This is a genomic window from Rhodanobacter sp. sgz306013, from assembly GCF_057031145.1.
This window is the reverse complement of sequence record NZ_JBXCIJ010000006.1, coordinates 59,944-72,025: the sequence shown is the minus strand read 5'-3', so window position 1 is coordinate 72,025 and position 12,082 is coordinate 59,944. Positions and strand designations below refer to the sequence as shown.

Here is a 12,082-nt window from a genome sequence, read left to right as displayed (position 1 = left end):
CGGCGGTCGTAGGCAGCCGGCTTGCGTCTGCGCGCCCCGTCGCGTGACTGCATGTTAGGCCGGCGTTTTCGACGCAAACGAAACGTGCATACGTATTCATGGCGTGGCATCCGCGCCTTCGCTGCGGTGCAGCAGCGCGCCGTGCCGCGGCCCGGCGCATTGCGTCCTGCGTGGTGCGGAACCGCGATGCGCCTGCATCGGCGCGTGGTGCCGGTGCAGGCACGAAATCGTCTGGAAGTCCATTTGTTGCAGGTGCATGACGCGCATGCAGCATCCATGAATACGTATGCAGCACTGTGCGGGATCGCCATGCCCTGCCACTAAGCTGGCTGCCGTTCGACGACAGGCGACTAAGGAGCCTGGGCGGCAGAAACCATCCGGGCTGCAAAGCCCGCCATGCGGCGCGTCTTTCCGCCGATTCCTGGCCCACTGAATCACCATGGACCGGCGAATCGTCGAAACCCGCACCGCACGGCGAGCTTCGATCAGCCTTGCTGGTGCGAGGCACTCCGCCTCGAGTGTTTCTGCCACCCAAGCGCCACGGAGAGCCGCCTGCCTCACGTCATGGGGCCCAGCAATGACCGACACACCGTGGTGGCGCGGAGCCGTCATCTACCAGATCTACCCGCGTAGCTTCCTCGACACCGACGGTGACGGCGTGGGCGACCTGCCCGGCATCATCCAGCGGCTCGACTACGTGGCCGGACTGGGCGTGGACGCGATCTGGATCGCGCCGTTCTTCCGTTCGCCGATGGCGGACTTCGGTTACGACATCGCCGACTACCGCGACGTCGACCCGCTGTTCGGCACGCTGGCGGATTTCGACGCCTTGCTGGCGAAGGCGCACGCACTGGGCCTGAAAGTGATGATCGACCAGGTGCTCAGCCATACCTCGGCGGAGCACGCCTGGTTCCGTGAAAGCCGACAGAGCCGCGACAACCCGAAGGCCGACTGGTACGTGTGGGCCGACGCGCGCGAGGACGGCGGGCCGCCGAACAACTGGCTGTCGCTGTTCGGCGGCAGCGCATGGCAATGGGAACCGCGCCGCGGGCAGTACTACCTGCACAACTTCCTCGGCTCGCAGCCCGACCTCAACTTCCACCATCCCGACGTGCGCAGCGCGGTGCTGGACAACGTGAAGTTCTGGCTCGACAAGGGCGTCGACGGCCTGCGCCTGGATGCGATCAACTTCTGCTTCCACGACGCGCAACTGCGCGACAACCCGCCCAAGCCCAAGGCCGAACGCACCGGGCGCGGCTTCAGCGCCGACAATCCGTACGCCTTCCAGTACCACTACTACAACAACACGCGGCCCGAGAACCTTGCGTTCCTCGGCGAGCTGCGCGCGCTGATGGATCGCTATCCCGGCAGCGCCACGCTGGGCGAGATCTCCTCGGAGGATTCGTTGGCGACGATGGCCGAGTACACCAGTGGCCACCGCCTGCACATGGGCTACAGCTTCGAGCTGCTCACCGACGATTTCAGCGCCTCCTACATCCGCGAAACGGTGCGTGTGCTGGAAGCGAAGATGACGGAAGGCTGGCCGTGCTGGGCGATCTCCAACCACGACGTGGAGCGCGTGCTCAGCCGCTGGGGCAATGGCCGCGGCTCGGCGGCCATGGCGAACCAGCTCACCGCCCTGGTCTGCTCGTTGCGCGGCTCGGTCTGCGTGTACCAGGGCGAGGAACTGGGCCTCACCGAGGCCGAACTGCCCTACGAGGCGCTGCGCGACCCCTACGGCATCGCATTCTGGCCCGAGTTCAAGGGCCGCGACGGTTGCCGCACGCCGATGCCGTGGAGCGACGGCGAGCATGCCGGCTTCAGTAGCGCCATGCCCTGGCTGCCCGTGCCGGCCGAGCACCGCGTGCTGGACGTGGCGCGCCAGCAGGCCGATCCCGCCTCCGCACTCAACGGCTATCGCCGCTTCATGCACTGGCGCCGGGGGCAGCCCGCGCTCCGCCATGGCTCGATCCGCTTCCTCGACACGCCGGAGCCGGTGCTCGCCTTCGTGCGCGAACTGGGCGAGGAGCGCGTGCTGGTCGTGTTCAACCTGTCCGCGGCGCCGGTGGAGTTCGCGTTGCCGCTGCCGGGATCGCTGCTACCGCTGGACGGGCACGGCTTGCTGGCGGGTACGCTGGATGGCGAGCGCCTGCGCCTGCCCGCCAACGGCAGCTTGTTCGCGCGGATCCTCTAGCACCGCGGCGCAACCCTGCTGCCAGCCGCTGTCAGCAGCAGCGACCCGGCGGGGTGGGCTTCGCGCGTTGGCGCAGGCATCATGGCGGCCCGTCCCTTCCGGTCATCGTCCGTGTCCGCGCATACCCCCCGCGCTTCGGTGCTGCTCGCGGTCGGCATGCTGCTGGTCAGCATGGGCTCGTACCAGTTCGGTGCCGCTCTGGCCAAGCAGCTGTTCCCGGCGATCGGCGCGCAGGGCGCCACCGCCTGCCGGCTGGGCCTGGGCGCGCTGATCCTGTTGCTGGTGCGGCGGCCCTGGCGTACCTGGCGGCGTGGCCGCGACCTGCGCGCCCTGTGGGGCTACGGCCTGTCGATCGGCGTGATGAACCTGGTGTTCTACATGTCGCTGCGCACGATTCCGCTAGGCATCGCGGTGGCGCTGGAGTTCACCGGGCCGCTGGCGCTGGCCCTGTTCGGCTCGCGCCGCCTGCAGGACTTCATCTGGATTGCGCTGGTGATTGCGGGGCTGCTCCTGCTGCTGCCGCTGCGCGGGCAGGTGCATGCGCTCGATCCGGTCGGCGTGCTGTACGCGCTGGCCGCGGGCGTGGGCTGGGCCTGCTACATCGTGCTGGGCCAGCGCGCGGGCGGCATGCACGGCGGCGACGCGGTGACCTGGGGCACCTCCATCGCGGCGCTGCTGGCGATCCCGGTCGGCGTGGCGCACGCCGGCAGCGCGCTGTTCAATCCGTCGCTGCTGCCGCTCGCGCTGGGCGTGGCCGTGCTCAGTTCCGCCCTGCCGTATTCGCTGGAGATGGTGGCGCTGACGCGCCTGCCGACGCGCAGCTTGGGCACTTTGCTGAGCCTGGAGCCGGCGATCGCGGCGCTGGCTGGCGTGGCGTTGCTCGGCGAACGCCTCAGCCTGCTGCAGTGGCTGGCGATCGTGGCGATCATCGTGGCGGCGGCGGGGACGGCGCTCAGTGTGCGGCGGCCGGTGGCGGAGCCGCTGGTGAATTGAGCGCGCGGGGCGCGCCACTGTTTCTTCCCTTTTCCGCCTGCGGGACTCGCTAGTCTCTCCCTCGCCTCCAACAGGTGGAAGGTTGGGGCGAGGGGTTTTTTGTCTCTGCGTTCGCGCGGGTTTCGAAGCGGTTTCGTCTGCCTGCCGGCAGCCGAGCTACTTTTCTCTTGCGTGGCCAAGAGAAAAGTAGCCAAAAGAGAAGGCCACCCCGCGGCGTCGCTTGCCGCCCTTCCATGGACGGCAAGTCCGTGAGGCGTGGCCGGGCTTTTCGAGCGGGCTCCTGCCCGCGCGAAAAGGCGAGACCGTCCGTGGTCTCGCCCGCTGCGCGGCCTGCTCGTCCCCACCTCACCGCCGCCGAGGGGCCCCAAAGGCAGGCGCGCATCGTGCGCGCCAGAAGCAACAGCAGAGCGTTGCAAGCTCGCAGCTGATCGCCCGCCCCTGCATGCAGAGGTGGGTTGGGGTGGGGTGCTCTTGCTTCTGCGCGCCGGGAGCGCGCTGGTCTACCCGGGGCCCCTATGGCGCGGCGGGCGGGCGAAGGAAAGTCCGCAGGATGGCCGGCAGGGATACCGGCCAGTTTTTCGCCAGCACAGGAGTTGCCGTCGAAAAGCCCCGTAGCCCGCCCGCGCACTCGCAGGGCAGGAGGCCCGGAGGGCGCGCCATCGGGGTGGCCTTTCTCTTGGGTTACTTTCTCTTTGGCCACGCAAAGAGAAAGTGACTCGGGCGCCGACAGGCGCTCGAAACCGCTTTGTTCCTTGCGGCGAATTCACGCCGCTTGCGACCAACGCAACATCAACCAAGCCAGGTGGCAAACATCAGAACGGATACCCGCGCCCACGGGCATGACGCCATGCGGAGTGGACCTCAGCGCCGCCGTGATCCGCGCAAACTGCTCAGCGAGAAACTGGCCATCTCGCCGCCGCCGGGGAGGCGCCGCGACTGGCCCGGCGGCGGACCCCAGGCGTGGGCGGTCACCACTTCCCAGGTGGCTGGGATGCGGCCGTCCACGCGCATCGCCTCGTAGGCGGCAAGCATGGCGCGGTAGTGCGACTTGCCGGTGAGGTGGCGCTCGCGGGCGGCGTCGGCATGGGTGGCGCCCAGGCCGCGCAGTTCCTCCAGCAGCTTGCGCGGTTCGCTGTAGGTAAGCGTGTAGCGTTCCACGTCCAGCACCGGGTCGCGCAGGCCGGCATTGATCATCGCGTCGCCGATGTCATGCATGTCGAGGAAGCGGCTGACGTGGGAGTGGCCGTCCACCGCGGCCCAGGCGGCGCGCAGCTCCTTCAGCGTGTCCGGGCCGAAGGTGGAGAACACGAGCAGGCCGCTGGGTTTCAGCACGCGGCAGCATTCGCCGAACAGCGCGGCGAGATCGTCGATCCACTGGAAGCACAGGTTGGAGTGCAGCAGGTCCACGCTGTGGTCGGGGAAGGGCAGGGCGGTGGCCTCGGCGCAGACACGGCGGAACGGCTTGAGCCAGCCGCTGTGCGCCTTCGCCGCGCGCAGCATCGGCAGCGCGAGGTCGACCGCGATCACTTCGGCCTTGGCGTAGCGCTGCTTCAGCAGCGCAGTGCCGCGGCCCGTGCCGGCGCCCACGTCCAGCACCCGTGCAGGCGTTCCCAGGTAGAAGTCCAGCCGGTCCAGCAGCGACTGCTGCACTTCGCGCTGCAAGGCGTCGTGCTGCTCGTAGCTGCGCGCAGCGCGGCCGAAGTTGCGGCGCACGCGCTCGCGGTCCAGGCGGAAATCAGTCATCGAAACGGTCCAGCAGCGGTTGCAGCGCCTGCGCCACGTCGTCGGGGTAGGTGAAGAACGGCGCGTGGCCGGCGCGTTCTATTTGCGTGAAGCGGCCCTGCGCCTGCTGCGCCGACCATTCCATCGCCTGCGGCGGTACCAGCCGGTCGCGGCGACCGGCGATCCAGGCGTTCGGCTGGCGCAGCCCGGGCAGGCGCGCGCGCAGATCACGGGTCTCCAGGATGCGGATGCCTTCCTGCAGCACGCGCAGCTCCGGTTCGCCGCGCGCGAAGGCGAGTTCGCGCAGGTGGCGCAGCTCGGCGCGCGGATCGGGGCTGCCCATCGCCTCCAGCGCAAGGAAGCGTTCGATGGTGGCGTGGTAGTCGGTTTCCAGATCCAGCGCGAGCTGGTGCACCAGCGTGGCGTCGCTGCCCCACGGCCAGTCTTCGTCTCGCGCGAATTTCGGCGTGGCGCAGAGCATGGCGAGGCCACGCACCTGCTCGGGCTGCTCCAGCGCGGCCGTCAGCGCGATCAGGCCGCCCAGCGACCAACCCAGCCACAGCGCCGGCGGCGTGGCCTGCGCAATGGCGGCCGCGCAGGCGGACGGCTCCAGCGGCAAACCGCAATGGCGCGAGTAGCCGTGGCCCGGCAGGTCCCCCACGTACATCGTGCAGCGGTCCGCCAGCGCTTCCACCAACGGCGACAGCACGCCGCCGTGCATCGCCCAGCCGTGCAGCAGCACCAGCGGCACCGGGCCGTGGCCCAGCGTTTCGATGTGCAGGCTCATGCCCCGCCTTTATGAAGCGAGGCGCTTCTTGCATTCGCTTCCTCTCCCCGCCGGGGTACGCGGGGATGCGCCATGGATGGCGCCGGCTTTGAGGAGCGAGGAGAGGATTGAGGTGAGGGGCGGGTGCTTGCGACGGTATCGCTCAGAGCCGGCCCTGATGCAGGTTCATTGCAAGACTGCCCACCCACCCCAGCCCTCTCCCCGGCGGGGAGAGGGAGGAGATCCGGACCCACCGCGCCGCGTCCGTCGAACACGAAGCAGTCTCCCTGCCAGTGCGCGCCGTCGGTGAGTTCGAGGTACTTGAGTATCCCGCCATCAAGCTGGTGCACGCGCTCTATTCCAAGCGCCTGCATGTGCAGCGCGGCCTTCTCGCAGCGGATGCCGCCGGTGCAGTAGGACACCACGGTCTTGTCCGCGAAACGCGCACGGTCGGCGGCCACGGCAGCAGGGAAGGCGGTGAAGCTGGCAAGGCGATAGTCCACCGACGGCACGAACCTGCCCACCTCGCACTCGTAGTCGTTGCGCGTGTCCAGCAGCAACAGTTCGCGGCCGTCGTCGTCGTGGCCCTGGTCCAGCCAGCGCTTCAGCGTGGGCGCGTCCACCGTCGGGGCGCGACCGCCGCCGGGGCGGATGGCCGGCTGGTGCATGGTGATGATTTCCTTCTTCAGCCGCACGCGCAGGCGGCCGAACGGCACGGCGGCGGAGAACGACTCCTTTGCTTCCAGATCGGCGAAACGCGGATCCCCGCGCAGCCACGCCATGAACGCGTCGACCGCCTCGCGCGGACCGGCGAGGAACAGGTTGATGCCCTCCGGCGCGAGCAGCACGGTTCCCTTCAACGCCAGCGCGGTGGCACGTTCGAGCATCCGCTCGCGCAGCGCGGGCAGGTCGTCCAGCGCGACGAAGCGGTAGGCGGCGAGGTTGAGGATGTTCATGGGGAAGGATGCGTAGAGCAGCGCGCCATTATACGGGGCCGTCCATGCCGGCCGGTTCCGGCAGCATGGCCAGCGCGTCGAGCAGGCGGTCGACGTGTTCCTCCGTGTGGGTTGCGACCAGCGTGATGCGCAGCCGCGCCTGGCCCTGCGGCACCGTGGGCGGACGGATCGCGGTGACCAGCAGGCCGCGCTGTTCCAGCGCCCGTGCGGCATCCAGTGCGGCCTGCGCGTCGCCCAGCCGCAGCGGCTGGATCGCGCTGGTCGATTCCATCAGCGGCAGGCCGAGTTGCCTGGCGCCGGTGCGGAAGCGGGTGATCAAGGCCTGCAGCTTCTCGCGGCGCCAGCTTTCGCGGCGCACGATCTCCACGGCGGCGAGCGCGGCGGCGGCCAGCGCCGGCGGCATCGCGGTGCTGTAGACGTAAGGGCGCGCGAATTGCAGCAGGCCGTCGATCAAGATGGCGGGGCCGGCGACGAAGGCGCCGCTGCAACCCAGCGCCTTGCCCAGCGTGGCCATCAGCACCGGCACCTCGCGCTGGCCCAGCCCCGCGGCGGCCAGGCTGCCGGCGCCGTCCGGGCCGAGCACGCCCAGGCCGTGCGCGTCGTCCACCATCAGGGTGGCGCCTTCGCGCGCGCTCAGTGCGGCGAGTTCGGCGAGCGGCGCTACGTCCCCGTCCATGCTGAACACGCCGTCGGTGGCCAGCAGCGCGGCGGCATCCGGGCGGCTCGCCAATTGGCGGCCTGCGGCGGCGGAGTCGGCATGCGGGTAACGCTTCAGCTCGGCACCGGCCAGCTGCGTGCCGTCCAGCAGGCAGGCGTGGTTGAGCTTGTCCTGCACGCAGAGGTCGCCGCGCGCCAGCAGCGCCTGCATCGCGCCGAGATTCGCCATGTAGCCGGTGGAAAACAGCAGCGCGCGTTCGCGCCCCGTCCATTCGGCCAGCGCCTCCTCCAGTTGCGCGTGCTCGCGGCGATGGCCGCAGATCAGGTGCGCCGAACCGCTGCCGACGCCCTCGTCGTCGGCAGCGCGCTTTAGCGCGGCGATCAATTGCGGGTGTTGCGAAAGCCCGAGGTAATCGTTGCTGCAGAAGCCGAGCAGGCGGCGACCATCGTTTTCCAGCCACGGGCCTTCGACGTGCTCGACGACGCGCAGGCGGCGACGCAGGCTGGCGTGTTCGCGTTCGGCCGTCTGGGCGGCCAGGCGTTCGAGCAAATCAGCGCGGGTCATGGGCATTCATGGCTGAAGGGCGACGCCGCCCGTACCCGTGCAGGGAAGGGGCGAGCCTGCGCTCCTCTCCCTGCCTGCAGGAAGGCTGGGGGTGGTTCACGCCGCCGCGCTGCACCCGCATCCATGGCCGCAACCCGCCGGCGCGGCTTCCATGATGTCCGCATGCACCGTGCCCGCTTCTTCCACCACTTCCATCGCGTGCAGGTCGAGGCGGCGGAACAGGGCGCGGTCGTGCCCGGTGTCGGGGTTGCCGGTGGTGAGCAGTTTCTCGCCGTAGAAGATCGAGCCGGCGCCGGCATGGAAGCATAGTGCCTGCACCGCGTCGTCCATCTGCTGGCGGCCGGCGGAGAGGCGCACGATGGACAGCGGCATCAGGATGCGCGCCACCGCGACCGTGCGCACGAACTCGAACGGATCAAGCTTTTCCGCGTTGCCGAGCGGCGTGCCCGGCACCGGCACCAGCTGGTTGATCGGCACCGAGTGCGGGTGCTCGGGCAGGTTGGCCAGCGCCTGTAGCAGGCCCGCGCGCTGCATGCGTGTCTCGCCCATGCCCACGATGCCGCCGCAGCAGGTCTTGAGGCCCGCGTCGCGTACCTGCTCCAGCGTCTGCAGGCGGTCCTGGTATTCGCGGGTATGGATGATCTCGCCGTAGAACTCCGGCGCGGTGTCGATGTTGTGGTTGTAGTAGTCGAGGCCGGCGTCCTTGAGCTGCCGCGCGTGGCCGTCGCCGAGCAGGCCCAGGGTGGCGCAGGTCTCCAGGCCGAGGTCCTTCACCGCACGCACGATCTCCGCGACCTTGGGGATGTCGCGATCCTTCGGCCCGCGCCACGCCGCACCCATGCAGAAGCGGCTGGCGCCGGCAGCCTTGGCGGCCTTCGCGCGAGCCAGCACATCGTCGACCTCCATCAGTTTCTGCGCCTGCACGCCGGTGTCGTAGCGCGCCGCCTGCGGGCAGTAGGCACAGTCCTCGGGGCAGCCGCCGGTCTTGATCGAGAGCAGGGTCGACACCTGCACCGCATTCGGGTCGTGGTGCTCGCGGTGGACGGAGTGCGCGCGATGCAGCAGTTCGTTGAACGGCAGGGCGAACAGCGCGGCGACCTCGTCGCGGCTCCAGTCGTGGCGGATGACGGCTTCGGGCATGGGGAGGTTCCCTGGCGGAGGCCGGGAAGTGTGGGGAGCGCGCCGCGTTCCGTCAACCGCTGGTCGGATATAGATGGTTGACGGAAGGTTGAAAAACGAAGCCGGCCCGCAGGCCGCCCTCGCAGCCTCCCGCTCGTTACCACTACCTGCCCCGCGCCGCCTTTACCTGGTCGGCGCCGACCAACTTCGCCTGGTTGCCCCACGAGGTGCGCTCATGGTTCGCGATGTCGGCGATGTCGGCATCGTTCAGGGCGGCGCCGAACGGCGGCATCGCACTGGGGTAGCTGGTGCCGTTGATGGCCACGCCGTGCAGGCCGTTGAGGATCGTGGCGATCTGCCTGGCGGGGTCGTCGTTCAGCACCACGGGATCGTCCTTGAGCGGCGGGAACGCGCCGGGCAGGCCCATGCCGGTGGCCTGGTGGCAGGCCATGCAGTTGGCGGCATACAGCGAGGCGCCGCGCGCCGCATCGAACTTGTACGGGCCAGCGGGTGTGGCCGGGGGCTTGGCGGCGGCTTCGGCGGCGGGCGCCCTGGAAATCGGCGGCGCGGCCGCGGCTGCCGCGCCCGGCGCGCCGACCAGCAGCACGCCCTGCGCGCCAAGCACCATGTGCGCCATCGCGTGGTCCACAAACGGATACTTGCCCTGCTCGTCCAGCTTCAGGTCGAACACGGCGCCTTCGCCCGGCCCCACGCTGTAGGTGGAGACGCCATCGATCGCCTGCGCCGGATTGCCCCCGGGATACACCTTGTCGAAGATCGCGCCGATCACGTGGAACGCGCTCCACAGGCTGGGGCCGGCGTTGACCACGTACAGGCGCACCAAGTCGCCGGGCCTGGCGGTGAGCGGATGGTCGCGGTACTGGAAGGCGGCACCGTTGAACACCACCTCGTCGGGGCGCATCGCCTGCATCTTCGTGTAGTCGCCGGCCATCAGCTTGCCGGCCACCTGCTGGGTGTACCACTCGCCCTGCACCAGCACGTAGCTCTCGGCGGCCGGCGGCAGCGGCGTGGCCGGGTCAACGACGATCGCGCCGTACATGCCGTTGGCGATGTGCAGCAGCACCGGCGGCGTGCCGCAGTGGTAGAGGAAGGCGCCCGGCACCTTCGCCACGAACGAGAACCTGATCGACTCGCCCGGCATGATGTCCACGTAGTGCAGGCTGGGCGGCGTGATCGCGGCATGGAAGTCGATCGAGTGCTGCATGGTGCCGTGGTTGGTGAGCGTCACGTTCACCGTCTGCCCCTGGCGCACATGGATGACGGGGCCAGGCACGCTCTTGCTGAAGGTCCAGGCCTGGTACTGCACGCCGCTGGCGATCTCCACGCTCTGGTCGGAGACGGCGATGTCCACGTCGGCCGCGTCGCCCGCCGCCACCGGCGGCAGGCGGGCATCGCGCGCCTGCGCGATCGGCTGGCTGGATGCCAGCGACAGCGGCGTCACCGCCGCCGCCGCCGCCGCGGGGCTCGCCGATCTCACGTGCAGGGCGCTGTGCAGCCCGGCCAGCAGCAGCGCCACCAGCACCAGCACGCCGGCCAGCGCCGGCGCCTGCACGCGCGAGGGCAGGTGCGCCACCTGGTCGGGCGCCGCCGTCTCGTTCCAGTCGGCGAACTTGCGCCAGCCTGGCCAGCGCGCCTCGATCAGGTAGTCGAGGCTGTAGGGGCTGGGGCCGGCACGCAGGTTGATCACGATCAGCGCTGCGAACACCAGCACGTAGCTGATCGCCGCGCCGATGTTGTTCGCGCCCACCGAATAGGGGCCGCCGAAGCCTTCGGCGGTGCTCCACACCAGCAGGCTGAACAGGATGCCCACGATATAGGTGGTCTTGCGCGCGAAACCCAGCAGCAGCGCCAGCGCCAGCGCCGTCTCGGCGATGCGCGTGGCCCACACGAAGAAGCCTGCGTGCGGCGTGACCAGGCCGATCCAGAACTGGAACCACCAGGCCGACCAGGCGGGCTGCCCGGTGGCGGCGTTGTGCAGATAGCCCACGTAATGGCTGGCGAAGTCGGCGGTCCAGGTCAGCGCGGCGCTCACTGCCCAGATAACGCCGAAAGCCACGCGCAGCGCGGTGCCGGCGATCGCCGGCCAGGTCGAAGTGGCGGATTTGCCGCCGTCGGACACGGTCATGCGAAACCTCCTGCAACGGACGAACACTGATGGGCGAGTCGGGTGTCGATGCCCCGGCGATCGACTGCGCCCGAGTGTACGACTGCGGCGTGGGTTTGGCGCGACAGGCTGCGACGCGTTGCCGCTACCATCGGCACAAGAACGGGAGGGTGCATGGACAAGGCGAGCCTGCAGCGACCCTGGCACGTGTTTGCGCGCTGGCTGCTGCCGCTGCGCTGCCTGCTGTGCGGCGCTCCCGGCGGACACGGCGTGGATTTGTGCGAGGACTGTGCCGCCGAGCTGCCACGCAACCGCAGCAGCTGCGCGCGCTGCGCCCTGCCGCTGCCCGTGCCTGCCGCGTTGTGCGGCGAGTGCCAGCGGCACGCGCCGCCATGGGAAGCGGCGTGGGCGCCGTTCCGCTACGGCTGGCCGCTGGACCGGCTGGAGTCGCGCTTCAAGTTCGGCCGCGACCTCGCCGCCGGCCGCACGCTGGCCATGCTGTGGCGGCGCGAGCCGATGCCCTTGCCGAAACCCGACCTGCTGCTGCCGGTGCCGCTGCACCGCGCCCGCCTGCGCCAGCGCGGCTACAACCAGGCCCTGGAGCTGGCGAGGCCGATGGCGCGCCACTGCGGCCTGCCACTGCGACACGACGCGTTGCTGCGACGGCGCGGCACCGCCGCGCAGACCGAACTGGATGCCGTCAGCCGCCGCCGCAACGTGCGCGGCGCCTTCGTCGTGCGCGCGGGTGTTGCGCTGCCCGCGCACGTGGCGATCGTCGACGACGTGATGACCACCGGCGCCACCCTCGCCGAATGCGCCCGCGTGCTGAAGCGCGCCGGGGTGGTGCGGGTGGATGTGTGGGCGCTGGCGAGGGCGCCATCGCCAGGCGGCTGAAGGCGGCCAACGGTGTGTCGCCATGGTCCAGTTGTCCTCGACCATGGGCCGTCGCCGCGTGTTCCCGAAATCCGCAGCATGGTGCGGATGG

At 69.9% G+C, this 12,082-nt stretch carries 9 protein-coding genes; 3 read left to right on the top strand and 6 right to left on the bottom strand.

The annotated features are described in order from the left end of the window. The first annotated feature begins 577 nt into the window (after positions 1–577). Complete coding sequence (locus tag AC2EWF_RS17805; protein WP_483640736.1) at positions 578–2,194, top strand: alpha-glucosidase family protein; 1,617 nt, start codon at positions 578–580, stop codon at positions 2,192–2,194. A gap of 156 nt (positions 2,195–2,350) precedes the next feature. Then, complete coding sequence (locus tag AC2EWF_RS17800; protein ID WP_483640772.1) at positions 2,351–3,187, top strand: EamA family transporter; 837 nt, start codon at positions 2,351–2,353, stop codon at positions 3,185–3,187. An 861-nt stretch (positions 3,188–4,048) separates the two neighbouring features. On the opposite strand, the gene bioC is transcribed toward AC2EWF_RS17800, so the two are convergent. The 6 genes from bioC to AC2EWF_RS17770 form a co-directional block, all read right to left on the bottom strand. Continuing rightward, complete coding sequence (gene bioC / locus AC2EWF_RS17795; RefSeq protein WP_483640735.1) at positions 4,049–4,930, bottom strand: malonyl-ACP O-methyltransferase BioC; 882 nt, start codon at positions 4,928–4,930, stop codon at positions 4,049–4,051. After that, positions 4,923–5,696 carry a pimeloyl-ACP methyl ester esterase BioH gene (gene bioH / locus AC2EWF_RS17790; RefSeq protein ID WP_483640734.1) on the bottom strand — a complete coding sequence of 258 codons (774 nt, stop codon included), beginning with the start codon at positions 5,694–5,696 and terminating at the stop codon, positions 4,923–4,925. The genes bioC and bioH overlap by 8 nt, the downstream gene beginning before the upstream one ends. After that, the gene (locus AC2EWF_RS17785) at positions 5,693–6,631 is read right to left on the bottom strand and encodes a sulfurtransferase (protein ID WP_483640733.1); all 939 of its coding nucleotides are present in this window, start codon (positions 6,629–6,631) and stop codon (positions 5,693–5,695) included. Before AC2EWF_RS17785 ends, bioH begins: the two co-directional genes overlap by 4 nt. Before the next feature lie 28 nt (positions 6,632–6,659). Beyond that, positions 6,660–7,853, bottom strand: coding sequence for an 8-amino-7-oxononanoate synthase (gene bioF, locus AC2EWF_RS17780; protein ID WP_483640732.1), 1,194 nt, complete (start codon positions 7,851–7,853; stop codon positions 6,660–6,662). 96 nt (positions 7,854–7,949) lie between these two features. Next, a complete protein-coding gene (bioB, locus tag AC2EWF_RS17775) occupies positions 7,950–8,993 on the bottom strand; it encodes a biotin synthase BioB (protein WP_483640731.1) in 1,044 nt (347 codons plus the stop codon). A 142-nt stretch (positions 8,994–9,135) separates the two neighbouring features. Then, positions 9,136–11,118: a multicopper oxidase domain-containing protein gene (locus AC2EWF_RS17770; protein ID WP_483640730.1), complete on the bottom strand. Its 1,983-nt coding sequence runs from the start codon at positions 11,116–11,118 to the stop codon at positions 9,136–9,138. Between the two features lie 153 nt (positions 11,119–11,271). On the opposite strand from AC2EWF_RS17770, the gene AC2EWF_RS17765 reads away from it, so the two are divergent. Next, positions 11,272–11,991 (top strand): double zinc ribbon domain-containing protein, encoded by a 720-nt coding sequence (locus AC2EWF_RS17765; RefSeq protein WP_483640729.1) that lies wholly within the window; start codon positions 11,272–11,274, stop codon positions 11,989–11,991. The last annotated feature ends 91 nt before the right edge of the window (positions 11,992–12,082 follow it).